Below are 25,373 nucleotides of genomic sequence, written 5' to 3'. Positions count from 1 at the left end.
CTGCGGGTGCTCTGGATCTCCACCCTGACACAACCGCCGCCTCGGACGTCAGGCCGAGCGGGACATGGCCGCCAGCATCGCGGTCTCGGGCGCCTCCTCCTCCAGCCAGCCGGTGCGATAGACGGTGTCCAGATAGCGTTCGCCCAGGTCGGGAGCGATCGCCACCGCCGTGGTGCCGTGCCGTCCGTCGCGGGCGAGCCACTGCTCGGCCCCGCTGACGACCGTGCCGGTGGACCCGCCGAACAGGAAGCCCCGCGCGGCCAGCCGGCGGCAGGTCGCCACGGTGTCCGGCTCCCCGACATGGATCACGTCGTCGATGTACGACGTGTCGAGGAAGGGCGGCGCCACGCTGGTGCCCAGCCCCGGGATCATCCGCGGCCCGGCCTCCCCGCCGAACGTGACCGACCCGGCCGCGTCCACGGCGACGATCCGCACCCGGCGCCGCCACTGCCAGAACCAGCGTGCGCAGCCCATCAGCGTCCCGGTGGTGCCGGCGCCGACGAACAGCACGTCCAGCTGCGGGAACCGGCGGGCGATGGCGGGTGCCGTGGTGCGGTAGTGCGCCCGCCAATTCCCCTGGTTCGTGTACTGGTTGAGCCACACGTACCGCTCGTCGGAGGCGCACAGCGCCCGCACGTACGCGATCCTGGCGCCCAGAAAGCCGCCGTGCGCGTCGGGTTGGTCGATGACGTGGACCCGGCTGCCGAGCGCCTCCATCAGCTGCGCCGTGGGCACGTTGCAGCGTCTGTCGGTGATGCAGAGAAACCCGTAACCGCGGCTCGCCGCGATCACGCTCAGGGCCACCCCCAGGTTGCCGGACGACGACTCGACCAGCACCGAGCCGGGCCGCAGGATGCCGGCCCGCTCGGCGGCGTTCACCATCTCGGTGGCGGCCTTCAGCTTGACCGAGCCGGCGAAGTTGAACCCCTCGCACTTCAGATAGAGCGGTAGTTCCAGTGCTGCCCGCAGGTCGACGTAGAGGTCGTCCTCGTTGAACTCCGCGGGATCGGAAATAACAGCCATGTTTTCCCCCTAGTGGTGCGCCACGATCGCCGTCAGCCGTACCGGCGCAGCTCGTGGAAGAACCCGTCGACGACGTGGAGTTCGCCCTGCCGGACCACTTCGTCATGGACGAACCTGCCGACCGCGAGGTCGAGCACCCCGAGCCCGAACGGCGAGAACACCACCGTCCGGTCGGTCGGTACGCTCACGCGGCCTGTCAGGACGTCGTCCAGCGTGCCGTCGATGAACTCCCGCCCCCCGGTGGCCTGTTCGGCCAGATGCGGCGAGGTATCGGCCTTCAGGCAGTGCTCGACGTCGTCCACGAAGTTCGCGGACGCGAGCAGGATCGCCGGGTCGAGATCCCGCAACGACACGTGCAGGACCAGCGGATGATGGTCGAACCAGGCCGGATCGTGCACATGCGGCGAGCCGGCGATCGTCGCGAACACCAGCAGGTCGCTGGAGCGGACCAGGCCTTCAGCCTTGTCGTGCACGGTGATGCGCCCTGGCGCCCCCGACCGCTCCAGGTATCCCCTGAACCCCTCCGCGCTCTCCGCGGACAGGTCGTACACGCCCGTCTCCTCGAACTCCCAGCCGGTGGCCCGGAGATGGGTGTGGATGTAGCGGGCGATGAGACCCGTCCCCACGAACCCGACCCGCAGCGGACGCGTCCGGCCCTGGCTGAGCTTGTCGGCCGCGAGCGCCGCCGAACTCGCCGTACGGGTCGCGCTGATCACCGAACTCTCCAGGCAGGCGTACGGATAGCCGGTGTCCGGGTCGTTGAGGATCAGCACCGCCGACGCCCTGGGCAGCCCCGACCCGGTGTTCCCCGGGAAACTGGAGATCCACTTCAGGCCGTCCACCCGCAACGGCCCCCCGAGCGAGGCGGGCAGCGCGATGATCCGGGACGACGGACGGTCCGGGAAGCGCAGGAAGTACGACGGCGGGTTCACCGAGTCGCCCGCGCCGTGCAGCCGGTAGGTGGTCTCCACGAGGGCGCCGATCTCCGACTCCCGCCCGGTCAGGGCCTGTTGGACCTGTTCGCCGCTGATGACCGCGAAGGACGGTGTGCCGGTGCTCATGCGGCCCTCCCGCCGGCCGTCGGGGCGAGGTCCGTCAGGCACACGGGGTCGCCGAGCCCGGCGAGCACCTCGCGCGGCCCCTCGAACGGCTCCCTGCCGTGCGCGGTACGGATGTTGTCCACCAGCAGCAGATCCCCGGACCGCCACGGCTCGCGCCGTACGTGCCGGTCGTAGGCCTCGTTGACGGTCGTCACGATGCCCGCGTCGATCGGATCGCCGTTCCCGAAGCGGGTGTTGAAGGGCAGCGCGTCGGCGCCGTAGACGTCCACGAGGTACTCGCGGACCTCGGGTTCCATCGTCCACTCGTTCAGGAACGCGATCTGGTTGAACCAGCAGCGGCGTCCGGTGACCGGGTGGCGGAGGACGGCGGCGCGGTGCTGGCGGGTGCGCAGCGAACCGTCGTGCTGCCAGGCGAACTCGATTCCCTGGGTGCGGCAGTAGCGTTCCACCACGGCCCGGTCGTCGGTGCCGAAGGCCTCGGCGACCGACGCCCCGATCTCCTCGTGGTACGTCCGCGTCAGCATCCAGCCCTCCCGCTCGAACCGCTCGACGAGCGGCGCGGGCAGTGATCGCAGGACGGCCTCGGCGTCGGCGACCGGGGTCGCGCCGCCCTCCGTCGGCGCCTCCAGGCAGGCGAAGAGCAGCAGGCCGGGAAACTCCAGGGCGTAGCTCAACTCGTGGTGCTGGCACATCGGTTGGTCGGTCGGCCACTTCGTGGCGGAGTACACGCCCTCCGCGTAGGTACGGCGGGGCGCGAACGGCTCCCGGTCCGCCATCAGGGAGTCGGTGAGCCGCCGGAAGACGGTCTCGGCCCCGGCCGGGTCGGCGAGGCCGAGTCCGCGGACCAGGACGCAGCCGTGCTCGGCGACGACGGACCGCAGCGCCGCACGGTGCCCGGCGGCCCAGCCGACCGGGTCGCCGCCGACATCGGCGTGCAGCAGCGGTGGACTGTCCGGGCTCAGGGCGACGGAGTTGAGCAGCGTCGCGGAAGAGAGCGACATCTCGGTGTTCCTTTCGGTGGTGCTGTCGATCGTTCGGCCGGGGGTGCGGCAGGTCTCAGGAGGAGACGGGCGGGTCCAGCAGTCCGGCCAGGTCCGCGAGGACCGGGTGTCGGGTGACGTCCTTGAGGCTGATCGCCCGGTCGAGGGCGACCGCCAGCTTCACCGCGGCCAGCGAGGTGCCGCCGCGGTCGAAGAAGTGGTCCTGACGGCCGATCCGGTCGGCCGGGATGCCCAGCACCACCGCCCAGGCCGCGGCCAGCCGACGCTCGGCGGGCGTGTCGGGCCCGTCTCCTACGGCGTCCAGGTCACCGGCGAGCCCGGTGAGCGTCCTGCGGTCGGTCTTGCCGTTGGCGGTCAGCGGCAGGCTCGCCCGCCAGTGCACGACCGACGGCACCATGTACGCGGGCAGCGACTCGGCGAGCGTGGACCGCACCGCGTCGGCCTCGACCGGCAGCGGGCCGGTGCAGAACGCCACCAGCTGCGTCCCGCGCACGACGACCACCGCGCCGTCCCGCACCCCGTCCACCCGCAGCAGCGCGTTCTCGATCTCGCCGATCTCGACGCGGAAGCCGCGGATCTTCACCTGGCTGTCCCGGCGCCCCAGGAACTCCAGCTTGCCGTCCGGCCGCCAGCGCCCGTGGTCGCCACTGCGGTACAGCCGCTCACCGGGCCGGTACGGGTCCTCGGTGAACGCGGCCTTCGTCCGCTCGGGATCGTTGACGTACCCCCGGCCGACGCACACACCGGAGAACACGATCTCGCCGGGCGCCCCCAGCGGCACGGGCACCAGATCCTCGTCGACGACGTACACCCGCACATTGGAGACGGGCCGGCCGAGCGGGACGCGGTCGCCGTCCGGTGCCCGGTCCATGACCTCGTGGTTGGTGTCGTCCGAAGTCTCCGTCAGGCCATAGGCGTTGACGAGCCGCACCCCGGGCCGAGCGGTGAACCAGCGCTCCACCAGCTCCTTCTTCACGGCCTCCCCGGTGACCGACACACAGCGCAGGTCCGGGAGTTCACGCGGCTGCCGCTCCAACTCGGCCAGGACCGCCTCCAGATACGACGGCACGACCTGGAGCACATTGACGCGCCCCGCCTCGATCGTGTCGACGAACCGCGCCACATCCAGGATCACGTCCTGCTCCACCAGCAGCGTCCGCCCGCCCACGAGCGGCGCGCAGACCAGCTGCCACAGCGAGATGTCGAAGCACTGCGGCGCGGTCTGCGCCACCACCTGCCCGGCACCGATCCCCAGGTCGTCGAGCTTCGCGAACACGTGGTTCAGGAAACCCGCGTGCTCGCACATCGCGCCCTTGGGCTCACCCGTGGAGCCCGACGTGAAGTAGATGTAGGCGAGTCGACCCGGCGAGACCGCGATCCCGAGGTCGCCGTCCGAGTGCCCCTCGGCGTACGCCTCGCCGACGTAGAGTGTGCGGTCGGTCGGGTCGCCCAGCGCGCCGTCGCTGCCGCGCTCGGTCAGCACCAGTTCGCACCCGGCACGGTCGAGCACCCTCGCGACCCGGTCGGCCGGGAAGTGCGGCTCGACGGGCAGATACACCCCGCCCGCCTTGAACACGGCGAGCACGGCGGCCATCCAGTCCAGGTTCCGCTCCAGCACCACGGCGACGACACCCTCGCGGGTCAGTCCCCGGGAGAGCAGCGCCCGACTCAGCTGGTTCGCCCGGGAGTTGAGCTCCCGGTACGTCCACTGCCGATCGCCCTGCACGGCGGCCACGGCATCCGGCCGCACCGACACCCGCTCCTCGAACAGCTCGTGCACCCGCCGCTCGGGCAGCTCGCGGTGCGGGCCCGCCAACTCGTCGAGCTGGAAGCGGAGTTCGGCGTCCGACAGCAGCACCGGCCGGTCCGGCTCGGTGAGCGCCGTGACGTGATAGCCCGCGACACGGGCGGCGGCCTCGGCGTCGAGGACATCGGTGCGGTACCTCAGCCGTAGCGTGCGGCCGGTGACACTCACCCGCACCGCCGGGTCCTCCTCGGCGGGTTCGCCGGACAGCGCCCCGAGGACCTTGGCGTGGGCGACTTTCAGTGCGGCGGGCTCGACCAACAGCCCGTCGGGCAGGGACACTTCGTACTCCGCCACACCGGGCACCGGAGTGAGCGTCCACCGCGGAATGATCTCCATCGTTCTCTTCCCCCCTGTTTCCTTCCCCCTGCGGCACGAGCCGTCAGGGAGTCCTGTGCTGTCCGGCGCGCCGTGGCGCCACCGCCGGATTCCCGCCCCACCGGGACCGCGCCGGCATCTCCTCGCCCTTCATCAGGAAGGAGTCGGCGGCGAGTTCGGCCCCGTCACCCATCGACACGCCGTAGTGGACGAGCGCACCCACCCCGAGGGTGCAGCCGGCGCCGATGGTGATCATTTCGGACTTGAAGGTGCCGTCCTCCTGCGAGTGCGACTGCACCTTGGTGTGCGCCGCCAGCGTGCAGTCGTCGCCGATCGCGGTCAGCGTGCGCTCGGTGATGTACGCGCCGTCGTCGAAGACCCGGCGCCCCATGCGCACGCCCAGCAGCCGCCAGATCAGGTTCTTGAACGGCGTCCCGTTGAACACCTGGATGTAGGTGTCCGGCACCTTCCACAGCCGCTCGTGCCACCAGAAGTACGGGTCGTAGATCGAGCACAACTTCGGCTCCAGCGGCCGGAATCCACCGACCAGGCGCTCCACCAGCACGTAGTACCCGGCGGTGAAACCGAGCCCCAGCATCAGGGACGCGCCGATCAGCAGCCCCCCGCCGATGCCCTCGCCCCCGTACAGGTCGACGGCGGCGAAGCCGAGGACGGTGAGCACGAACCAGTGCAGCCAGCGCACGAACAGGTACAGGCCCATCGAGCGCAGGTTGGAGCGGTTCTTCGCGGCCAGCCGGCGCTTCAGCTCGTCGCCCTCGCGCAGATGGTCGAAGCGGCTGTCGCGCTCCACCGAACGCGGGATCTCGAAGCACGGCGAGCCCAACAGGCCGACGCCCTCGCGGAGTCCGCCGTCGATCGGCACCATCACCTTGGTGGCGAGCAGACAGTTGTCGCCGGTGCGGCCGCCCGAGGGGTACGCGATGTTGTTGCCCAGGAAGTTGCGCGGCCCGATCACAGTGCGCGAGAGCCTGAACGACGTACTGGAGAAGTCCGCGTTGACGATCGACAGACCGTCGGCGACCATCGTGCCGCTGCCCACGGTGGCCAGATACGGCGTCTCGTGCTGCACCTCCGTACCGAAGTTGGAGCCGGTCTGCTCCACCTCGCCGAGGTCGTAGCCGATGGCCTTGAGGTAACCGACGATGTAAGAGCTGTCGCCGCACAGCCACTTGAAGAACTTCAGGTTGGTCGCCCGCGCCACCGCGCGCTGCACCGAGTAGTGGAAGCCGTACAGCGGATACACCCTGTCGGGGCGCAGCAGCGGACGCAGCAGCCGGGGCAGCAGCGACACGGCGGCGAAGCCGAGCACGACGAACCCGACGAACGCCACGAGCGACAGGGCCAGCGCCTCGCCGTAGAACCGGGCGGAGTTGAGGTCCTGGGTGTCCGGGTCCAGCAGGCGGTCGAGGGCCGGGACCACGGTCAGCAGCATGTAGGTGCCGCCGATCGCGAGCGGGACGTAGACCAGCAGCATCTGCATGACGGCGCCCAGGCCGTAGCCGAAGCGGCGCCATGTCGAGCAGTCCGCGTGCGGGATCCGGACGTAGTCGACGTCCGTGGGCTGGGCCGGGGAGCCGTGCATACGCTGCCCCGCCGGGACCTGGGCGTCGTCGTACAGGGCGGAGGAGTGGCCGAGTTGGGACCCGTCGCCCATGACCGTGCCGATGTCGAGGACGGTCTTCTCACCGACGTACACCTCGCTGCCGAGGGTGACCCGGCCGGTGCGGATGCGGCCGGCTCGCGCCTGGTAGCAGAGGAAGAAGGTGTCCTTGCGGATGACCGTTCCGTCTCCGATGGTCAGCAGGTCGGTGCAGACCGGTACGGAGTGGGACAGAATCGTGACGCCCTTGCCGATCCGGGCGCCGAGGGCGCGCAGATACAGGACGTAGACCGGGTTGCCGGCGAACAGGATCATCGGGTTGGCGTGCAGCAGCGCCTTGACCGTCCAGAACCGGACGTAGGCGAGGCCCCAGACCGGGAACTCGGTCTCCTTCCAGCGGCCCACGAGAATCCACTTGGCCACCACCGGCACCGTGCACACACCGATGAACACTGCGCCGCCGAATATCGCGGACCGCAGATATACCTGGACCACTCCGGTACCGGAGGAGACCCATTCGTAACCCTGTCCCGTGACCGTCCCGGCGAGCACGCAATACATTGCGAAAACCAGGAACTGCAGTAGCCCGCACAGCAGATAGCGGGTCGTGCTCCCGGCCGGCGGTGCCTCCGCCTCGACCGGTGCGGCGGGCTCGGGCGTGTCGGCGAGCGCCGCCGCCAGACTGCGGATCGTCGGATATCCGTAGACGTCCCGCATCGACACCGACGGCAGATCCTCGCGTTTCCTGACCCGGGCACAGAAATGTGCCATCACCAACGAGTTTGCGCCCAGGTCGTCGAAGAAGTGACTGTCGAGGGGTATGACTTCCTTGCGTACGACACCGGCCAGGACCTCCGCGAGGACGGTCTCGGTGACGGTGCCGGGTTTTCCACCCACGTGGCTCCTTGGTGCTGATCGTCGTCTTTGAATTGTCGAAGACGAATACGGTGGAGTCGCGCCCGTTGTTCACGGCAGGGGCAAATTAAATAACACGCGAAACGGGTGGGGTAAATGGGAATTCGTGAGATTTGAGTTCCCTGTGGTGTGCTGAGTTTCCAAATGGACTGGGCCCTGGTCCTGGGCCAATTGATTCCCCCGAGTCGTGTGCGCTGACGTCGTCCCAACGCGCGCAACGAATGCAGTCCGGATTATTTCTGGACATTCCGGAACGGGTCAAGGCTGTTTCGGTCAATGGCGCTTTTTCGTCTTCACCGGCCGGAGGGCGGGTCAACATGAATTGACGCCCGAAGTCCTCACCGGGCCACTCTCCGAAACGGCCGTCGAAGTATCGAATACGGCTTCGATTGTCGGGTCGATTATTTTCGGCCACCGCGAGCATGACACGACCGCCCCCGAGGGCGTCCCGCCCGGCCGACGACCCCGGGGGACGAGTGCATCCCGGCGCGGCGGATACCTTTAGGGCGTGCAGTCAGCAAGTGAACCCACCGAGCGGCCCACCAGCCGGTTCCACCGGGCGCGTGCCCTCTACCGGAACGTCTCCAAGCGCAGGACCGCCTGGCTGCTGGTCAAGGACACCGTCAACTCCTGCATGGAGTACCGCATCCTGGGCCTCGCGGCCGAGGCCGCGTTCTTCACGCTGCTGTCCGTGCCGCCGCTCCTGCTGAGCCTCATCGGCCTGCTCGGCTACGTCGACAGCTGGACCGGCGCCGACAGCATCGCCGGCCTGGAGAACAACATCCTGGAGGCGTCCCGCACGGTCCTCTCCGACAAGGGCGTGCACGAGATCGCCCAGCCGATCCTGCACGACGTGATGAAGGGCGGCCGGCCCGACGTCATCTCCATCGGCTTCCTGTTCGCCCTGTGGTCGGGCTCCCGCGCGGTCAACGTCTTCATCGACACCATCACCGTCATGTACGGCCTCGACGGCGTGCGCGGCATCGTCAAGACGCGGATCGTGTCCTTCGCCCTGTTCGTCGCGGCCCTGCTGATCGGCTCGATCGCGCTGCCGCTGATGGTGGCCGGACCGGACGCCGTGGTGAACGTGGTGCCGTGGTCCGAGACGGTCGTGCAGGTCCTGTACTGGCCGGTTGTCATCGTCCTGTCCGTCGTCTTCCTGACGACCCTGTACCACGTGTCGGTCCCCGTCCGCTCCCCGTGGATCGAGGACGTCCCCGGCGCCCTGGTCGCCCTCGCCATGTGGGTCCTCGGCAGCTATCTGCTGCGCATCTACCTCACCAGCACGGTCGAGGGCCCCACCATCTACGGCTCCCTCGCCGCACCCGTCGCCGTCCTCCTCTGGATCGGCGTCTCCGCGTTCGCCGTCCTCGTCGGAGCCGCCGTCAACGCGGCCATCGACCGCGTCTGGCCCGCCGCCGCGACCGCCGCCGCCCGCGCCGCCAACGAACGCCGCCAGGACGAGCAGGTCGCCGAATACGTCGCCCACATGGCCGCGATCCGCGCCCGCGACGGCGAGGACGACGACGACCCCGACGACTCCTACATGCCCTCCGAGTTCCCGGAACGCTGGTCCCGCTTCCTCCCTCCGGAGGACGTGACGTCCAGGCTGCGCACGCATGCGAAGAGCACCCACACCCACAAGGGCCCCGGGGACTCTCAAACACCGGACAAGTGAAGCGCGCCCCAAAGGGGCGCGGGGAACGGCGCGACCAGCCACAACGAGCCTGCGGCCTACGAACCGGCCTTCCACACGCCCGCCGCCGCAGCCTCCCGCACGAACTCCGAGAAGTCCCGCGGCTCCCGCCCCAACACCTCCTGAACCCCCTCGGAGAGATACGAGTTCCGCCCGTCCAGCAACGACTCGAACAACTCCACCAGGAACTCCACCTCCTCCGTCGGCACCCCGAACCCCGCGAGAACGTCCCCGTACTGACGGGCAGACACCGCCCGATACGTCAGCTCGCGCCCCGTCACCGCAGCGATCTCCGCGACCGCCTCCCCGAACGTCAGCAACCGCGCCCCGGACACGGTGAGAGCCTGCCCGACATACCGGTCCCCGCTGGCCACCGCCGCGACGACCACATCCGCGATGTCCCGCACATCGACGAACGGCTCCCGAACCGAACCCCCGGGGAACACCAGTTCCCCACTCTCCCGAAACCCCTCCACCAGCGGCCCCTCACTGAAGTTCTGCGCGAACCACGCCGCCCGCACGACCGTCCAGTCCGCCCCCGACCCCCGCAACGCCTCGTCGGTCGGCCGAGCCCGCTCCTCACCCCGCGACGACAGCAGCACCAGCCGTCGTACGCCCAACCCGACCGCCTCCTGCGCCAGCAGCCCCACCGCGCGGCCCGCCTCCGGCGCCCCGACGTCCGACGGATACACGAGATACGCCGCGTCGGCACCCCGCAACGTGTCCGCCCACGTGGACCGGTCCGCCCAGTCGAACCCCCGCGCCCGTGAGGCCTCCCGCACCGTCAGCCCCGCCGCCCGCGCCGCCTCTGCCACCCGGCGCCCGGTACGCCCCGAAGCGCCGGTCACCACAATCGTCATGTTCCGCGCATTCTGTGTCATGCCGTCCAGTCAACGCCTGCGCGCGAGCATCGACCATCGCTGAACGGCTCATTCCCATAATCGCCCGTCTACGCTGGCCACATGGACGCCCTGGCAGGCCTTCTGGAGGGTCCACGCGCGCGTGGCGCCTTCATGATCCGCGCATGCTTCGACCCGCCGTGGGCGGTACGCATCGAGGACCGCGCCCCGCTCACGGTCATGCTCATGGTCCGCGACGACGCCTGGATCACCCCGGACACGGGGGAGCGGATCCGGCTGCGGGCCGGCGACCTCGCCATCGCCCGCGGCCCCGCCCCGTACACCTGCGGCGACACCCCCGACACCGCCCCGCAGGCCGTGATCCTCCCCGGCGCCGAGTGTCACTACCCCGACGGCACCCCGCTCAACGGCTCCATGGACCTCGGCGTCCGCACCTGGGGCGACCGCCCCGACGGCTCCACGGTCATGCTCATCGGCACCTACCTCATGCGCGGCGAGATCAACGGCCGCCTCCTGGACGCCCTCCCGCCGCTGCTCTCCCTCCCCTCGGAGGTGTGGGAGTGCCCGCTCACCCCGCTTCTCATGGACGAGATCGTCAGCGAGGAACCCGCCCAGGAGGTCGTCCTGGACCGCCTCCTCGACCTCCTCGTCATCGCCGCCCTGAGGGCCTGGTTCTCCCGCCCGGAGGCCGAGGCCCCGGCCTGGTACCGCGCACTGGCGGACCCCGTCGTCGGCAGGGTCCTGCGCCTCCTCCAGGACGACCCGGCCCACCCCTGGACGGTCGCCTCCCTCGCCGCCAAGGCCGGCGTCTCCCGCGCCGCCCTGGCCCGCCGCTTCACCGACCTCGTCGGCGAACCCCCGATGTCCTACCTCACCGCGTGGCGCCTCGCCCTCACGGCGGACCGCCTCCGCGACACCGAGGACACCATCGGCGCGATCGCCAGGCAGGTCGGCTACGGCAGCGCGTTCGCCCTGTCCAGCGCCTTCAAGCGGGTCTACGGCGTGAGCCCGCAGGAGCACCGGACGCGATCGGCGTAGCCTTCTCGGCGTGTACGTGGAGAGGGCGTCCCGGCTGCCGGGCGCGGTGGTCTGGAGCCGCACGATCGAGGCCTCGACCGCCGGCCCGGTCCACCCCGTCCTGCCCGACGGCTGCATGGACCTCCTCTGGAACGAGGGCCGCCTCCTGGTCGCGGGCCCCGACACGCGCGCGTACGTCCCCGGGACCGCGCCCGCACACTGGGCAGGCATCCGCTTCGGCCCCGGCACCGCCCCCACCTACCTGGGCGTCCCCGCACACGAGCTCCGCGACCGCCGGATCGACCTGACCGACCTCTGGCCCGCCGAGACGGTACGCCGCCTCACCGCCCGCATCTCCACGGCCCCCGACCCCGCGACCGCGCTGGAAGAAGCGGCACTCGAACGCGCGGCGGACGTGCCCCCACCCGATCCGCTGCTACGACACCTCGTGGCGGGCCTCGACACCGGCCGCCCCGTCGCCGCCACCGCCGACGAACTCGGCCTCGGCGCCCGCCAGTTGCACCGCCGCTCCCTCACCGCGTTCGGCTACGGCCCCAAGACGCTCGCCCGGGTGCTGCGCCTCCAGCGCGCCCTCGCGCTGGCCCGCGCCGGAGTCCCGTTCGCGGAGACGGCGGCCCGGTCCGGCTACGCGGACCAGGCCCATCTCGCCCGGGACGTCAAGGAGTTGGCGGGGATGCCGCTGGGGCAGCTGCTCGGCCGCGCCGGTTAGGCAGGACTCGGCGCAGGGCTCGGTGCGGGACTCAGCGGGGCGAAGAGATCCACGCCGTTGCCGTCGGGGTCCTGCACGACGGCGTACCGCTGGCCCCAGAAGGCGTCCCACGGCTTGAGTTCGCCGTGATGCCCGGCGCCGGTCAACTCCCCGTAGAGCCGGTCGACTTCGGCGGGGTCGTCGCAGAGCAGGGCGAGCGCGGCCCGACCACTGCCGCTGGGTGCCCGCCAACCCGGGTGGAACGAGCGGACGGTGTCCTCCGTGTCCAGCAACAGCCGTAGCCCGCCGGTCAGTTGGGCCTCGGCGTGCGGCTGGCTCTCGGCATCCTCGGGGAACCCGAACCCGAGCCGACGGTAGAAGGCGACAGAGGCGGCCATGTCGGAGACGACCAGGCCGATCGCGTCGAATCGTGGAGTCATGGGGCAACGGTAGGCGGGGCCGGGTCGGCCGGTCTTGAAGGAATCGGACACCGTGCTCGGCGGATCGTTCAGCCGAAGGTCACGGGTCCGCGCGGGGTGTCCACCGTGAAGGAGAGACCCACCGGTCCCGCCGCCACCGCCAGCTCCGCCCCCACGGCCGACAGCAACGGACGGATCTCGTCCGGGGCCGGTGCCGTCGCGGTCAGCTCCAGCAGAGGTGCGACGGGCAGGCCCGGGGCGGTCGTCGGGTGGGGCGAGGAACTCCAGTCGATGAGGAAGGGCACCAGACCGGAGGGATGCGCCGTGTCCCCGTCGGTGAGCCGCCACTCCAGCAGCGTGCCGTCGGGCCGGCGACGGCTCATCGCCCGCACGGGCCCGGGGTCGTACCCCTGGGCCCGGGCCGCCGCGACCGCCGCGTCCAGGTCGGGCGGGGAGAGCGCCCAGGTCACCGTCCGGGCGACGGCGAGCCCGTCGACCCCGAAGGGCCGCGGACCCGACGGCTCGGGCTGCTCCGGGTCCGGACCGATGATCTCCAGGTAACGGGAACCACCGAGCGAGACAAGGCAGTTGCGGGTTCCGCGCCCCACATGGGCACCGCCCGCGACCGGCGCGATGCCCGTGTGCTCGGTGAACTCGGCGACCGTCACCGCCAGTTCGGGGGTCGCGAGGACGAGATGGTCGAGGCGTGCGGGAAGAGCGTTCATCCCCACCGAGGCTACGCGGCGGGACCGCACCGCAAGAGGGAAAAGTCCCCCAACTGTGGAACACCTGTACGGCAGGATGGGCACATGATCCGTGCCGTGCGCGCCCTGCCGCTGCTGTTGCTCCCCGCGCTGTCCCTGCTGCTCGCAGGCTGCGGCACCGAGAAGGCGGACGCGGGTGCCGGAACACCTGAGGCCTCGTCCTCCCCTGTCACCGCCACATCGGCCGAAATCGCCTCCCGCGCAAGGTCGTTGGGCTTCGACCCCGACCTCGTCCACGTCATCGACCCACCCGGGTTCACTCTCGCCGAGCAGTCGGTCGGCGTATCGGACGTCGGCCTCTCCATCGCGTACACGGACCTGAAGACCGGCGCGGTGATCACCCTGCGCGTCGAGCCGGGCACGATGACCGACGCGAACTGCACGACACAGGCGGCGTTCAGCAGCCACATGACCTGCGTACGCGACGGGAACGCCTGGTACCGCACCGGCGGCGGAACGATCGAGTACGTCATGGCGCAGAAGGGCCACCTCGTGCACGTCGACGCCGAACAGGGCAAGGTGACCCGCGAAGTCCTGCGCGAGTCGGCCCAGTCGCTCCGCCGCCCGTACAAGAGCGAACTCCCGGTCATCCTCCCGCCCGCCCGCACAGCCGCCCCCGTGGAACGCGGCGACCTGCCCACGAACGGGGACGGGGCGCCCAACAACGAGGTGGGGAAGGGCGGTTGAGCACACGGCGCGAAGGAGGCCCGGTCCGTGAAGCCCGGTCCGTGAAGCCTGTCCGTGAGGCGCAGTCTGAGAAGCCCGGTCCGTGGAATAGGCTGCGCCGCATGGCTGCCGCGCCCCGCCTCCTCGTCTGCACCCGCACCACCGACTACCGCCACGACTCCATCCCGGCCGCGGTGACCGCCGTACGCACCGTCGGCCCCTTCGAGGTGGACGCCACCGAGGACCCGGCCGCCTTCGAACGCCCCCTGGACGACTACGCGGCCGTCGTCTTCCTCTCCACCAGCGGCGAGGTGCTGACACCGACGGGCCGTCAACACCTCGCCGCCTACGTCGAGTCGGGCGGCGGCTTCGTCGGCGTCCACGCGGCGGCCTGCACCGAGTACGACTGGCCGTACTACGGCGACCTCCTGGGCGCCCGCTTCGACCGGCACCCCGCCTACCAGCCCGGCGACGCGCTGATCGAGGACCGCACCCACCCGGCCACGCAACACCTGCCCGCCGTATGGCAGTTCACCGATGAGTGGTACGACTTCCGCACCAATCCCCGGAGTTCGGTCCACGTCCTCGTCTCGGCCGACGAATCCTCCTACGAGGGCGGCCGGATGGGCCCCGACCACCCCCTCGCGTGGTGCCACGAGAAGGGCGCCGGCCGGGTCTTCTACACGGCCCTCGGCCACGCCTCGGAGGCCTACGATGACCCGGACTTCCGCGCGCATCTCCTGGGCGGGATCTCCTGGGCGGCGGGGCTGAACTAGCGGCCCGGTCCGCGCTGTTCGCAGGTTCCGCAGGACGTTGTCCGGCTGGACAGGCTGCCCCCACAACACCGGGACGGCACGCCTCACTTGGCCGGGCGCCACCGGAACCAGTGGTCCACCCCGTCGAGCCGGTAGCGGTCGTCCCCGTCGTCGAACCGCACCTCGCCCATGAGCCGGCGAGCACCGTCCGGCGCCTGACGGTGCGGCGCGAGGAGCAACTGCAGTTCGTCGTAACGGGCGTCGACCCCTCCGAGCCCCGGATGCTCCTCCAGGTCACGATCTACGGTCGGCCCACCGGCCGCCCGGCGCCCCCGTGCTCGCCCGCTCCACCAACCGCGTCGACAGCTCCGTCCGGGTCCCCTCCGGCCGGTCCCCGTCCATCAGCCGGACCAGCAACCGCAGCGCCGTCGCCGCCATCTCCGAGAGCGGCTGACGGATCGTGGTCAGCGCCGGTGTCACCCAGCGAGCCTCGGGAAGGTCGTCGAAACCGACCACGCTGATGTCGTCCGGGACGCCCAACTGCCGTTCTGCCAGGGCCTCGTAGACACCGAGCGCCATCCGGTCGGAGCAGACGAAGACGGCCGTGGGCGGCTCGGGCAGGTCGAGGAGTTCGCGCATACGGGTGCGGGCCATGGACTGGTCGAAGCCGCCGTGGCGGATGTATTCATGGCGGACCGGAACTCCCGCGGCGGCGAGCGCGGAGCGGTAACCGGCGACGCGGGCGCTGCTGCACATCTTGTGGCGGTGGCCGGCGATGACGGCGACGCGTTCGTGGCCCAGGGAGAGCAGATGCTCGGTCGCCGTCACCCCGCCCTGCCAGTTGGCCGCGCCGACCGACACCACGCCCGGCGGCGGCTCGTGCACGGGGTCGATCATCACGAACGGGATGCGGTGCTGGTCGAGCCAGGAGTACTGGGACGGCGTCAACTCCGCCAGATTGAACAGGACTCCGGACGAGCCCCGGCCAACCAGCTTGTCCAGCCAGCCCCGTTCGGGCCGGTCGGCCCGCATCCGGGTCAGCCCGGCCGAGACCACCACCTCAAGACCGGCCTCGTACGCCGCCTCCTCCACCCCGTGAAGCACCGCCCCCGACCACGAACTCTCCAGCGAGTGCACGATCAGGTCGACCATCCCCGGCGCCTTGCTCGCGTCGAACCTGGGCCTGCGCACATATCCGAGCCGCTCCAGCGCCTCCGTCACCCGGCGCCGCGTCTCCGGCGCCACGTCCTCCCGGCCGTTGACCACCTTGGACGCCGTCGGCACGGACACCCCCGCCTCCCGGGCCACGACCGCCAACGTGGGCCCCGCCGTCACGCTCGCGCTCCCCGTACGGACCATCGGGTACCGCCTCTCCAGCCCGCCCGAGGGCCATCGAAAGTTTCCGACCAGCGCTGCTTCCCCAACTCGATCATCAGCCATCCAGAAAGCGCTTCCTACGATAGGTGCGCGTCAACACGGCGGGAAGACCAGGGAATTCACGCGATGAAACCGACCCGATCTTTCGAAACCCCGAACAAGGGAGAAAGCGTCACCTACAGGTCACTCTGCTCCGCACGTCAGCCGGAAATTCGCGAAGTCCGCCGTGAAGGCGCCCTCCACCAGATCCCACGCATGGACGCCCGCCATCGCACCGGTGAACCGCAGCCGCGACCCGTAGTCGTCGGACAGACAGCTGAAGTCCAGCCCCGGCCCGACCGCCGTCCGCACCCCGTCCCGCACACACCAGAACCGCGCCTCGGCCCCTCGACCGTCACCCCCAGCGCCACGGGAGCACGGACATCCACCTCTACGACGGCCACCTGCCGCGTGCTGCCCTCGTCCCGCTCCACCAGACTCAGCACTGTACGGCCGCCTCCCCGCCACTGCTGCCCCCGCTGCTCCTCACCCTCGGCCTCCGCCCAGGTCAGATGCAGGCTCAGATACGCCTCGGCGCCGTACCAGAGCACCAGCCCCGCCGCCTGCGTGAACGTCAACGGCCTTGCGTCGACCGTGACTTGGGCCTCCGCGCGGTGCTCCGTGATCCGCTGAGCGAGGAGACTGTGCGCCCACCGCGACTCCGGCCCGTGCCGCCCACGCAGCCGAATCCAGCCGGGGCGGGCGGTGGTGTCGGCCCAGGACGGGTCCGGGTGCGCGCGCGGGCTGCTCCACGGCCAGCCCAACGGTTCGTCGGGATCAGGTACTTGGGTCGGTGGGGCGGCGGGCCGCGTCGGTACGTCCACCTCCACCGCCGGGTGCCAGCCGCCCTGCCGCAGCCTCGGCCAGCCGTCCCCATCCCATGTCACCGCCTGGATCGCGGTCTCCCGGCCCAGGGTGCAGCGCGGCCCCTCCGGTGTCCGCACCGGCCGCGCAGTCAGATGGCTCAACACCCAGTCACCGCCCGGAAGTTGGACCAGTTCACCGTGCCCCGCCTTCTGTAACGGCAGCGACGGGTCGTCCCGTGACGTCAGCAAGGGGTGGTCGTCGAGCTCGTACGGACCGGTGACCGTACGGCTGCGCGCCACCCGCACCCCGTGCTCGTACCCCGTGCCGCCCTCCGCGAGCAGCAGGTAGAACCAGTCGCCCCGACGCACCAACTTCGGCCCCTCGATGAGCCGTTCGTGCTGGAGCAGCAGATGGGTCGGGCCGGTCGGGGCGAGTGTGTCGCGGTCCAGCTCGGTCGTGACGATGCCCGCGAAGCGGCGGCCGCCGGGGCGGCAGTCGTTCTGGAGATTGAGCAGCCAGAGTCGCCCCTCGTCGTGGAACAGCGCCGGGTCGAAGCCATGGCTCGCCACCCGCCTCGGTGTCGTCCACTTCCCGGTCACGTCCGTCGCGGTCGTGACGTAGGTGTCCAGGTCGAAGTACGGCGTGCCGACCGAGCGCACCACCGAGTACGTCAGCCAGAAGCGCTCGCCGTCCCAGCTCAGCGAGGGTGCCCAGACGCCGCCCGAGTCGGGGACGCCGGCGAGGGAGTCGCCGGGGACGGCGCCCCGGACGTGGCCCGCGTACCGCCAGTCGGCCAGGTCGCGGGAGCGGTGGATCGGGATCGTGGGGAACCACTCGAAGGAACTGGTCGCCACGTAGTACCAGTCGCCGACCCTGACCATCGAGGGGTCGGGGGCGAAACCGCGGACAACGGGGTTGTGCAGCAGGGTCACTTGAGGGCTCCCAGGGTGACCCCGGTACGCCAGTAGCGGCGCATCGCGACCATCATCACGGCCATCGGGACGATCGACAGAAGGGCGCCGGTGAGGACCAGGCTCGTCAGGTCGACGCCCGACTCCATGCGTTTGCCGGACCAGTTGTAGAGGCCGAGGTTGAGCGTCCAGTTCTCCTCGCCGCGCAGCACGGTCAGCGGGAGGAAGAAAGCGTTCCAGGTGTTGACGAAGGCCAGGAGGAAGACCGTCGCGCCGCCCGTCGTCATCATCCGCAGCACGATGCTGAAGAAGATGCGGAGTTCGCCCGCGCCGTCGAGGCGTGCCGCCTCCAGGAGTTCGAAGGGGACCGTGGCCTCCGTGTACACCTTGGCGAGGTAGACGCTGAACGGGTTGATCAGGCAGGGGATCAGCATCGCCCAGGGGGTGTCGACCAGGCCGATCTTCGAGAACATCAGGTACAGCGGGAGCGTGAGCAGCGCGATCGGGATCAGGAACGAACCCACCACGCACGCGAACACCGCGCTGCGGCCCGGGAATTCGAAGCGCGCGAGGCCGTAGCCCGTCGCGAGGGCGATGAGCGTGCCGCCGAGGGAGCCGACTCCCGCATACAGGAACGAGTTGGCGGTCCAGCGCAGGAAGATGCCGTTCTCGTAGGTGAAGACCTGACGCACGTTCGCCCACAGGTGCATGCCGGAGAACCAGAGGCCGTTGCTCTGGTACAGGCCCGTGCGGTCCTTGGTCGCGGCGACGATCAGCCACCACACCGGGAACAGGCTGTAGGCGCTGGCCAGGACCAGACCGACGAGCAGGAAACGCTGGCCACCGCGTGAACGGGCCGCCGGGTCGGGCTTGTTGAGGCGCCGGACCTGATGGGCGTTGCGGCGTTCTTCGGTGAGGGTCATCACTCGGCCTCCTTCGCGGTGAGCCGGTAGAAGAGGAAGGAGGCGAGGCCGAGGATGAGTGCGAGGAGGACCGAAAGGGCCGCCGCGTAGTGGTAGTTGCCCGCGTTGAAAGCCTGGTTGTAGATGATCATGATGGGCGTGAAGCTGTCGTTCACCGTCTGCGGGGTGACGTTCCGGAACAGCGCCGGCTCGTTGAAGATCTGCAGCATCTGGATGATCGAGAGCATCCCGGTCAGCACCAACGCCCCTCGTACGTAAGGGATTTTGATGCTCGTCGCGACCCGGAACTCGGAGGCGCCGTCGAGGCGGGCCGCCTCGAACAGGTCGCGGGGGACGCCCTGGAGCGCGGCGTAGATGATCACCATGTTGTAGCCGATGCCGTGCCAGGTCAGCAGGTTGCCGATGGACGGCCAGACCATCGAGGGCGCGAAGAAGTTCCAGGACAGCCCGAAGACCTTGCCCAGCGGCGTCAACGGGCCGACGTCCGGGCTGTAGAGGTTGATCCACACGATCGCCGCGACCACCCCGGGGATCATGTACGGCACGAGGAGGAAGATCCGGAAGCGGCCCGCGACCTTCGAGGACAGCGCGTCCAGGAACAGGGCGAGCAGCAGGCTGACGAGCAGCATCACCGGGATCTGCACGCACGCGAACAGCACCACGCGCAGCACCGAGTTCATGAACGCCGAGTCGGTCAAACCCTGTTGGTAGTTGTCCAGGCCGGAGAACCTCTGCGTGGAGCCGCCGAGGCCGAGCCCCGACTGGTGCTCCACGAACAGCGACTCGTAGACGGCGTACCCGATCGGTATCAAGTACAGGAAGACGAAACCGAGTTGGAAGGGCACCGTGAACGCGGCACCCTTCCAGCGCTGGGAGCGGATCATCGGCGCTGCCTCAGCCCTTGACGCTGATACCGCGGGACTTCAGGTCCTTGACCGTCCACTCCTGCATGTGCGCCAGCAGATCGGTGACCTTCTCCTGCTTGTTCATCACCTTCGCCCAGCCGGTCTGCAGCTCGGTGAACATCGCGGTCCAGTCCGGGCCGAACACCCAGTCCGAGGTGACGGTGTTCAGGCTGTCGGTGACGACCTTCTTCGCGGGCTCGTAGTTCGTCCCGAGCAGCTTGTCGGAGATCGACTCGTCGACGTAGGCGTTGCCGTCGGCCAGCGCCGGCATCACACCGTTGCCGGTGGTCGGGCTCGCCATCGTCTTCACCGCGCCCGTGTCGGTCGACATCCACAACGCGGCCTCGGCGGCCTGCTGTTGATGCGCGCACTGCTTCGTCACCAGCGTGACGCCACCGCTCTGGTTGGTGCCTGCGGGCGTCTTGGCGGCCTCGCCTGCGAACGTCGGCCAGGGCGAAAGCGCCCACTTCCCGTCGGACTTGGTGAAGTTCTGCACCATGCCCGCCATCTGCCAGGTGGAGATCTGCCGGGTCACGGTGCCGCCGTTGTCGTAGTTGCGCTGTACGGCCGCGTAGTCCGCGAAGGAGAGCTTGGAGTTGAGGTCGTTGTCGATGACGTCCTGGATCACCTGGGCCGCCTTGAGGCTGCCCGCGTCCTGGAAGTCCACCTTCCAGGAGTTGCCGTCGATGGCGTACCAGTGCGCCCCGGCCTGCATGGAGAGGACTTCCAGGGTGCTCGGGTCCTCACCGGCGTAGTTGGTGATCTTGATGCCGTGCTTCTTCAGGACCTTGCCCGCGGCGATGAACTCGTCCCAGGTCGTGGGGGCCTTCAGGCCGTACTTCTTGAAGACGTCGGTGCGGTAGATCGTGAACGCGGGGGCCGAACTGGTCGGCACGCCATAGGACTTGCCCTGCACCTGCGCACTGGCCCACGAGCCCGCGTTGAACTTGTCCTTGTCGGCGGAGACGTATTTCGAGATGTCGGCGAGCGCGCCCTGCGAGACCCAGGTGGTCACGTACTCCGCCGTGTTCTGCACCAGGCAGGGCGCGTTGCCGGCCTTGACCGCGTTGGTCAGCTGCTTCTGCATCGTCAACTGGTCGGTGACCTTGGTGTACTTGAGCTTGACGTCCTTGTGCGCGGCGTTGAAGGCCTTCACGACCGCGTCCTGCCCGTTGGCCCAGCCCCAGAAGGGGAGGGTGGCCGGACCGGAAGACGCTTTGTCTCCCGAGCCGGATCCGCCGCAGGCGGAGAGCAGACCTGTCAGTGCGAGGCCCGCGACGGCTGCACGAGCGAACCTTCTCCGGGGGCTGGTGAAGTTCATCAGACCGTGTTCCTTCGGAAGAGAAGAGGTAGAAACCGGTTGCTGGGAAGGTAGGCAGGATGCCCTGTTCGGAGCAAGAGGTGTGCAGCAAGTTGTTTCGATCGCCCTGGACAGACCCCATCTGGCCAGGGGATTAGAAGGGAAACCGGTTACGTAACGCCCTGGTTCCGTGTGCCGTGTCAGTCCCGCAAGGGTGCCGTTCCAGTCCCGCGGGGGTGCCGCGCTAGTCCCGTCGGGACGGCGGCCGGACCGAGTTCCGTACGACGACATGCGTGCCCAGGACCAGATGGTCGCCGTCGCCGCTTCTGCGTCGGCCCGTCCCGCCGCCCTCGCGCCGGTCCGCCACCGCGCGCAGCGCGACCCGGCCCATCTCCTCGTACGGGACGTGCACGGTGGTGAGCTGAGGGGTGAGCTGGGAGGCCAGCGGGATGTCGTCGTAGCCGACGATCGACACGTCCTCGGGCACCCGCAGGCCGGCCGCGCGCAGTGCCTGCATGGCGCCCGCGGCGACCACGTCGGTCCCCGCCAGCACCGCGGTGAAGTCCACGCCCTCCTTCAGGGTGTCCTCCACCGCCTCGTACCCGTGCTCGTAGTCGTATGGACCGTGCCGCACCATCCCCGGGTCGAACGGCACGCCGTACGCCTCGAAGGCCCGTTGCGCGCCCCTCAACCTGCCCTGCGCGGTGGTGAGTTCGGCGTGCCCGGGCAGCACCAGGACGCGGCGGTGGCCGGCCGAGAGGAGGTGGCTGGCCATGGCGTAGGCGCCGCCTTCGTTGTCGTAGTCGACCGTCGTCGCCGGGACGTCGCCCTCCAGCGGCGGGCGGCCGACGAGGACGAGGTGCGAGCCCGCCGCGTCGAGGGAGCGGGCGAAGCGGGCCATGCGGAGTTGGTACTCGTCGACGTCGTACGCCCCGCCGAGCAACACCACGGCGGCGACGCCCTGTTGGCGCATGAGGTTGACCAGCGCGAGCTCGCGCTCCTGGTCGTCGCCGGTAGTGCCGACCAGCGAGAGCCAGCCGCGCAGGGTGGCCGCGCCCTCAACTCCCTTGGCCACGTGGGCGAATGCGGCGCCGGTGATGTTGTTGATGAGGATGGCCACCGTGGGCGTGCCGCCGCCCGCGAGCGAGCGGGCGTGCGCGTTGGTGACGTAGTCCAGGTCGCCGACGACCTTCATCACCCGGCGGCGCAGCTCCTCCGACACCGGGTAGTTGCCGGACAGCACGCGCGAGACGCTCGCCACGGAGACCCCGGCGCGCTCCGCCACGTCCCGGATCGTCGCCCGGCCGACGTCGCCCGACGCCTTGCGCTGACTCACCGTAGCGACTCCTTCACCGTGACCGTGTTTCCACCGGGCGCCCTGGGGCCTGCTCCGGCGCCGGTCCGGAAACCGTATCCCAAGGTCGTTCCCGGTGTGCCGGCCTGTGGACGGCGCGGTTCAGGCGACACGGGCCAGGTCCGCGTGCCGTACCTCGTGGGCCGGCGGCAGGCCCGCGGCCAGGCGCTCCAGCTCGTCGACGACGATGCCTCCGAGCCGTGCCAGCTCGTTGCCGAGGGAGCCCGCGATGTGCGGGGTGAGGAAGACGTTCGGCAGCTTGTACAGCGGGGACGTGGGGGGCAGTGGCTCGGGTTCGGTGACGTCGAGGATCGCGGTCAGCCGGCCGGACAACAACTCGTCGGTGAGCGCCTCGTGGTCGATCAGGGCACCCCGTGAGGTGTTGATCAGCACACCGCCGTCCCGGATGAGCGCGAGCCGCCCGCGGTCCAGCATGCGCTGTGTCTCGGGGATGTCCGGGGCGTGCAGACTCACGATGTCGCTACCGCTCAACAGGTGGTCCAGCGACAGGAGTTCGGCACCCAGCGCGGCGGCCTCGGTGACGCTGACGTAGGGGTCGTGCAGCAGGACCTCGAAGTCGTACGGCCGCAGCAGTTCCAGGAGTCTGCGGCCCACGCGGGAGGCGCCGATGACGCCGATCCGGCGGCCGAGGTTGCCGATCGGCGCGGTCTCGGCGGGCGTCGGGTACGTGTGCGTGTGCCGGAAGCGTTCCCGCTGGGCGAAGGCGTCCTTCCCGGCGAGCAGGATCATCGCGAGGGTGTACTCGGCGACCGGGAGCGCGTTGCCGGTGACCGCGCTGGAGACGGTCACCCCGCGTTCCCACAGGGCCTCGCCGACCAGCGAACGGACCGAGCCCGCCGCGTGCAGCACGGTCCGCAGCCGGGGTGCCGCCGCCAGCGCGTCGGCGTCGAGGTGCGGGCAGCCCCACCCGGTGATCAGGACCTCGGCCCCGGCCAGGGCCCGGGCGGCCTCGGGTGCGCCGAAGTCCCGTACGACGAGCCCTGGTTCGATCTCGGCGGTCTGCCGGAGCCGGTCCATCAGGGGTGAGGGGAAGAGCAGGGGCAGGTGCACCGGATCCATGGCGAACACGGCCCTCGGCGGCTTGGCGCTGGGCATGACCCTCCAGTAGTGCGGCGTGAGAACGATGTCGGAAACGTTTTCTGAAAACGTCTTCTACCGTAGATCTGCCGTGGAGCGGGGGTCAATCGGTGAGAAGGGACCCCGAGCGCGGAAATATTTCGATCGGCTCCGGGACCGAAGGCAGGTGATGTCGCGCGGCATGACCCGGCCGGCGGATTTCGTCCGCCGGAATAGCCGGGCGCGATGTGATGCTCTGATGAGCATGGTTCACGAGCGCGACGAGGAGCTGGTGGGCAGATGAGGGCAGAGCAGACGAACCCCGTGGTCGGCACCCCGTACGGGGCGGTGCGCGGCCGGTACGAGAACGGGATCGCGGTCTTCCGGGGCATCCCCTACGCGGCACCCCCCATCGGCCCCCGGCGGTTCCGCCCGCCCGTCCCGCCCGAGCCCTGGACCGGAGTGCGCGACGCGCTCGCCTTCGGCCCGACCGCCCCGAAACCGCCGTACTCCGAAGCCTTCGCCAAACTGCTCTCCGACCCCGTCGTGCCAGGCGACGACTGCCTCAACCTCAACGTGTGGACCCCGGAACCCGGCCCGGGCGCCCGGCTCCCGGTGATGGTGTGGCTGCACGGCGGCGCGCTGACTCGGGGTTCGTCGGCCGTCCCCGTCTACGACGGACACGCCTTCGCCCGCGACGGCGTCGTCATGGTCTCGGTCAACTACCGCCTGGGCGTGGAGGGTTACGGCCTCTTCCCGGACGCCCCCGCCAACCCCGGCCTGCGCGACCAGCTCGCCGCGCTGCGCTGGGTGCACGAGTCCATCGCGGCGTTCGGCGGCGACCCCGACCGGATCACCCTCTTCGGACAGTCCGCCGGCGCGATCAGCATCGGCGCCCTGATCGCCGCCCCGCAGGCCCAGGGGCTGGTCCGCCGGGCCGTCCTGCAGAGCGGGCCACCGGAGGCCTTCGACCGCGACAAGGTACGGCGGATGGTGCGCCGGATGGCGACCCGCCTGAAGATCCCCGCCACCGCCGAGGCCTTCGCCGCCGTCGACCGCGACCTCCTGCTCCGCACCCAGGCCGACGTGGGCAGGCTCAGCAGCCCGGTCCTCGGCGGACCCACGTTCGGGATCGTCATCGACGGCGACCTCGTCCCCCGCGACCCACTGGAGGCGCTCGTCGACGGCGAGGTGGGCCGGGGCATCGACCTGATGCTGGGCTGGACCCGCGACGAGTACCGGCTGTGGCTGGTCCCCGGCGGACTCCACGAGCGCGTCGACCGGCTCGGCGCGGTCGCCCTGGCCGGTGCGATGGCCCGCTGCCACTGCGGCGTCGAGGTCCCGCGCGGCTACCGCGCCCTGCACCCCGCGGCCGGCACCGCCGAGACCGTCGGCCAGCTCGTCACCGACCACCTCCTCCGCTACCCCCTGCACCGCCTCGCCGACGCCCGCCCCGGCACCTCCCACGTCTACGAGTTCGCCTGGCCCTCCAACCGCCCCGACCTCGGCTCCTGCCACGCCCTCGAACTCGGCTTCGTCTTCGACACCGGCGACATCCCCGAGTCCGCCAAACTCGCCGGCCAGGGCGCGCCCCAGGCACTCGCCGACGCCATGCACGGCGCCTGGGTGCGGTTCGCGGTGGACGGCGACCCCGGGTGGCAGCCCTGGGACGACACGCACCCGGTCCGCGTCTTCGGAGAGGGCGAGCCGTATGTCGCGCACGGGCCGCGCGACCCCGAGTTCGCCCTGTGGGCGGCCGACGCGGTGACGAAGGCGAAGGAAGCGGCGGTTCCGGACGAGGGCGCGCCGCCCGCGCGGAGCGCCACCGAACTGCGGTCGGTCGTACGACGGCTGCGGCGGACGGGGGATGTGCGGCGGTCGTCGTGAGGGTGGGGATACGGGACAGAAACCGGTTGCCCGGCGTTGGAGGTCGGCCATCGTCCCGCTGAGGTAAGGGAATTGGCCGACGCACGCCCCTCCTCCCCACCATCACCCGCTGCTAGTCTCCGCGCAGGGAACCGGTTGCCGACGTGTTGCCACAGGCCGGGGAG

21 protein-coding genes and 1 pseudogene are annotated in these 25,373 nt (G+C 70.3%); 6 read left to right on the top strand and 16 right to left on the bottom strand.

What is annotated here, in order from left to right; translation table 11 throughout:
• Positions 1-48: 48 nt before the first annotated feature.
• Genes sbnA through ACGFY9_RS14515 form a run of 5 tightly spaced genes read right to left on the bottom strand, consistent with a single transcriptional unit; the run spans position 49 to position 7,725 of the window.
• Positions 49-1,023 (bottom strand): 2,3-diaminopropionate biosynthesis protein SbnA, encoded by a 975-nt coding sequence (sbnA, locus tag ACGFY9_RS14535; RefSeq protein ID WP_393754063.1) that lies wholly within the window; start codon positions 1,021-1,023, stop codon positions 49-51.
• Positions 1,024-1,055: 32 nt separating this feature from the next.
• A complete protein-coding gene (gene sbnB / locus ACGFY9_RS14530; RefSeq protein ID WP_393754062.1) occupies positions 1,056-2,084 on the bottom strand; it encodes a 2,3-diaminopropionate biosynthesis protein SbnB in 1,029 nt (342 codons plus the stop codon).
• On the bottom strand, positions 2,081-3,085 hold the full coding sequence (locus tag ACGFY9_RS14525; RefSeq protein WP_393754061.1) for a TauD/TfdA family dioxygenase: 1,005 nt from the start codon (positions 3,083-3,085) through the stop codon (positions 2,081-2,083). Before ACGFY9_RS14525 ends, sbnB begins: the two co-directional genes overlap by 4 nt.
• Before the next feature lie 55 nt (positions 3,086-3,140).
• Positions 3,141-5,228 (bottom strand): amino acid adenylation domain-containing protein, encoded by a 2,088-nt coding sequence (locus ACGFY9_RS14520; RefSeq protein WP_393754060.1) that lies wholly within the window; start codon positions 5,226-5,228, stop codon positions 3,141-3,143.
• Positions 5,229-5,271: 43 nt separating this feature from the next.
• Positions 5,272-7,725 carry a Pls/PosA family non-ribosomal peptide synthetase gene (locus tag ACGFY9_RS14515; protein WP_393754059.1) on the bottom strand — a complete coding sequence of 818 codons (2,454 nt, stop codon included), beginning with the start codon at positions 7,723-7,725 and terminating at the stop codon, positions 5,272-5,274.
• Between the two features lie 526 nt (positions 7,726-8,251).
• Between ACGFY9_RS14515 and ACGFY9_RS14510 the strand changes: the two genes are divergently transcribed.
• A complete protein-coding gene (locus ACGFY9_RS14510; protein WP_393754058.1) occupies positions 8,252-9,421 on the top strand; it encodes a YihY/virulence factor BrkB family protein in 1,170 nt (389 codons plus the stop codon).
• Positions 9,422-9,477: 56 nt separating this feature from the next.
• Here the strand turns inward: ACGFY9_RS14510 and ACGFY9_RS14505 are convergent, their stop codons facing one another.
• Positions 9,478-10,320: an NmrA family transcriptional regulator gene (locus ACGFY9_RS14505; protein WP_393754057.1), complete on the bottom strand. Its 843-nt coding sequence runs from the start codon at positions 10,318-10,320 to the stop codon at positions 9,478-9,480.
• 81 nt (positions 10,321-10,401) lie between these two features.
• Between ACGFY9_RS14505 and ACGFY9_RS14500 the strand changes: the two genes are divergently transcribed.
• Positions 10,402-11,337, top strand: coding sequence for an AraC family transcriptional regulator (locus ACGFY9_RS14500; protein ID WP_393754056.1), 936 nt, complete (start codon positions 10,402-10,404; stop codon positions 11,335-11,337).
• Between the two features lie 10 nt (positions 11,338-11,347).
• Positions 11,348-12,046 carry a helix-turn-helix domain-containing protein gene (locus ACGFY9_RS14495; protein WP_393754055.1) on the top strand — a complete coding sequence of 233 codons (699 nt, stop codon included), beginning with the start codon at positions 11,348-11,350 and terminating at the stop codon, positions 12,044-12,046.
• On the opposite strand, the gene ACGFY9_RS14490 is transcribed toward ACGFY9_RS14495, so the two are convergent.
• On the bottom strand, positions 12,043-12,465 hold the full coding sequence (locus ACGFY9_RS14490; protein ID WP_393754054.1) for a VOC family protein: 423 nt from the start codon (positions 12,463-12,465) through the stop codon (positions 12,043-12,045). The two genes, ACGFY9_RS14495 and ACGFY9_RS14490, sit on opposite strands and share 4 nt — an antisense overlap.
• A 68-nt stretch (positions 12,466-12,533) precedes the next feature.
• Positions 12,534-13,169 (bottom strand): VOC family protein, encoded by a 636-nt coding sequence (locus ACGFY9_RS14485; RefSeq protein ID WP_393754053.1) that lies wholly within the window; start codon positions 13,167-13,169, stop codon positions 12,534-12,536.
• Between the two features lie 84 nt (positions 13,170-13,253).
• Here ACGFY9_RS14485 and ACGFY9_RS14480 point away from each other — a divergent pair, with 84 nt between their 5' ends.
• Both ACGFY9_RS14480 and ACGFY9_RS14475 read left to right on the top strand, forming a co-directional pair.
• The gene (locus ACGFY9_RS14480) at positions 13,254-13,895 is read left to right on the top strand and encodes a hypothetical protein (RefSeq protein WP_393754052.1); all 642 of its coding nucleotides are present in this window, start codon (positions 13,254-13,256) and stop codon (positions 13,893-13,895) included.
• A gap of 101 nt (positions 13,896-13,996) precedes the next feature.
• A complete protein-coding gene (locus ACGFY9_RS14475; RefSeq protein WP_393754051.1) occupies positions 13,997-14,650 on the top strand; it encodes a ThuA domain-containing protein in 654 nt (217 codons plus the stop codon).
• An 83-nt stretch (positions 14,651-14,733) separates the two neighbouring features.
• Here the strand turns inward: ACGFY9_RS14475 and ACGFY9_RS14470 are convergent, their stop codons facing one another.
• From ACGFY9_RS14470 to ACGFY9_RS14435, 8 genes and pseudogenes are all read right to left on the bottom strand, one after another.
• Complete coding sequence (locus ACGFY9_RS14470) at positions 14,734-14,868, bottom strand: hypothetical protein (RefSeq protein WP_393754050.1); 135 nt, start codon at positions 14,866-14,868, stop codon at positions 14,734-14,736.
• A 55-nt stretch (positions 14,869-14,923) separates the two neighbouring features.
• On the bottom strand, positions 14,924-15,988 hold the full coding sequence (locus tag ACGFY9_RS14465) for a LacI family DNA-binding transcriptional regulator (RefSeq protein WP_393754049.1): 1,065 nt from the start codon (positions 15,986-15,988) through the stop codon (positions 14,924-14,926).
• A 201-nt stretch (positions 15,989-16,189) separates the two neighbouring features.
• Positions 16,190-17,784: pseudogene (locus tag ACGFY9_RS14460) on the bottom strand (family 43 glycosylhydrolase).
• Positions 17,781-18,686 (bottom strand): carbohydrate ABC transporter permease, encoded by a 906-nt coding sequence (locus ACGFY9_RS14455; RefSeq protein ID WP_366493039.1) that lies wholly within the window; start codon positions 18,684-18,686, stop codon positions 17,781-17,783. The pseudogene ACGFY9_RS14460 and the gene ACGFY9_RS14455 overlap by 4 nt, the downstream one beginning before the upstream one ends.
• On the bottom strand, positions 18,686-19,570 hold the full coding sequence (locus ACGFY9_RS14450; protein WP_393754048.1) for a carbohydrate ABC transporter permease: 885 nt from the start codon (positions 19,568-19,570) through the stop codon (positions 18,686-18,688). Before ACGFY9_RS14450 ends, ACGFY9_RS14455 begins: the two co-directional genes overlap by 1 nt.
• A 10-nt stretch (positions 19,571-19,580) precedes the next feature.
• Positions 19,581-20,912: an ABC transporter substrate-binding protein gene (locus ACGFY9_RS14445; RefSeq protein WP_393754047.1), complete on the bottom strand. Its 1,332-nt coding sequence runs from the start codon at positions 20,910-20,912 to the stop codon at positions 19,581-19,583.
• 223 nt (positions 20,913-21,135) lie between these two features.
• Positions 21,136-22,227, bottom strand: coding sequence for a LacI family DNA-binding transcriptional regulator (locus ACGFY9_RS14440; RefSeq protein WP_393754046.1), 1,092 nt, complete (start codon positions 22,225-22,227; stop codon positions 21,136-21,138).
• 120 nt (positions 22,228-22,347) lie between these two features.
• Positions 22,348-23,361 (bottom strand): hydroxyacid dehydrogenase, encoded by a 1,014-nt coding sequence (locus ACGFY9_RS14435; RefSeq protein WP_393754045.1) that lies wholly within the window; start codon positions 23,359-23,361, stop codon positions 22,348-22,350.
• Between the two features lie 261 nt (positions 23,362-23,622).
• On the opposite strand from ACGFY9_RS14435, the gene ACGFY9_RS14430 reads away from it, so the two are divergent.
• Positions 23,623-25,209, top strand: a complete 1,587-nt coding sequence (locus tag ACGFY9_RS14430) for a carboxylesterase/lipase family protein (RefSeq protein WP_393754044.1) — start codon at positions 23,623-23,625, stop codon at positions 25,207-25,209.
• Positions 25,210-25,373 lie beyond the last annotated feature (164 nt).

Source organism: Streptomyces sp. NPDC048504 (assembly GCF_043200035.1).
GTDB lineage: Bacteria > Actinomycetota > Actinomycetes > Streptomycetales > Streptomycetaceae > Streptomyces.
Note: the sequence above shows the minus strand (reverse complement) of the source record. Positions and strands in the feature narration are given on the sequence as shown.

What these genes read in the sequence shown, in the direction of transcription:
- ACGFY9_RS14505 (WP_393754057.1), bottom strand. Translation starts at nt 10,320, where the DNA reads ATGACACAGAATGCGCGGAACATGACGATTGTGGTGACCGGCGCTTCG.
- ACGFY9_RS14435 (WP_393754045.1), bottom strand. Translation starts at nt 23,361, where the DNA reads ATGCCCAGCGCCAAGCCGCCGAGGGCCGTGTTCGCCATGGATCCGGTG.
- sbnB (WP_393754062.1), bottom strand. Translation starts at nt 2,084, where the DNA reads ATGAGCACCGGCACACCGTCCTTCGCGGTCATCAGCGGCGAACAGGTC.
- ACGFY9_RS14455 (WP_366493039.1), bottom strand. Translation starts at nt 18,686, where the DNA reads ATGACCCTCACCGAAGAACGCCGCAACGCCCATCAGGTCCGGCGCCTC.
- ACGFY9_RS14445 (WP_393754047.1), bottom strand. Translation starts at nt 20,912, where the DNA reads ATGAACTTCACCAGCCCCCGGAGAAGGTTCGCTCGTGCAGCCGTCGCG.
- ACGFY9_RS14520 (WP_393754060.1), bottom strand. Translation starts at nt 5,228, where the DNA reads ATGGAGATCATTCCGCGGTGGACGCTCACTCCGGTGCCCGGTGTGGCG.
- ACGFY9_RS14480 (WP_393754052.1), top strand. Translation starts at nt 13,254, where the DNA reads ATGATCCGTGCCGTGCGCGCCCTGCCGCTGCTGTTGCTCCCCGCGCTG.
- ACGFY9_RS14525 (WP_393754061.1), bottom strand. Translation starts at nt 3,085, where the DNA reads ATGTCGCTCTCTTCCGCGACGCTGCTCAACTCCGTCGCCCTGAGCCCG.
- sbnA (WP_393754063.1), bottom strand. Translation starts at nt 1,023, where the DNA reads ATGGCTGTTATTTCCGATCCCGCGGAGTTCAACGAGGACGACCTCTAC.
- ACGFY9_RS14475 (WP_393754051.1), top strand. Translation starts at nt 13,997, where the DNA reads ATGGCTGCCGCGCCCCGCCTCCTCGTCTGCACCCGCACCACCGACTAC.
- ACGFY9_RS14465 (WP_393754049.1), bottom strand. Translation starts at nt 15,988, where the DNA reads ATGGTCCGTACGGGGAGCGCGAGCGTGACGGCGGGGCCCACGTTGGCG.
- ACGFY9_RS14450 (WP_393754048.1), bottom strand. Translation starts at nt 19,570, where the DNA reads ATGATCCGCTCCCAGCGCTGGAAGGGTGCCGCGTTCACGGTGCCCTTC.
- ACGFY9_RS14500 (WP_393754056.1), top strand. Translation starts at nt 10,402, where the DNA reads ATGGACGCCCTGGCAGGCCTTCTGGAGGGTCCACGCGCGCGTGGCGCC.
- ACGFY9_RS14490 (WP_393754054.1), bottom strand. Translation starts at nt 12,465, where the DNA reads ATGACTCCACGATTCGACGCGATCGGCCTGGTCGTCTCCGACATGGCC.
- ACGFY9_RS14430 (WP_393754044.1), top strand. Translation starts at nt 23,623, where the DNA reads ATGAGGGCAGAGCAGACGAACCCCGTGGTCGGCACCCCGTACGGGGCG.
- ACGFY9_RS14485 (WP_393754053.1), bottom strand. Translation starts at nt 13,169, where the DNA reads ATGAACGCTCTTCCCGCACGCCTCGACCATCTCGTCCTCGCGACCCCC.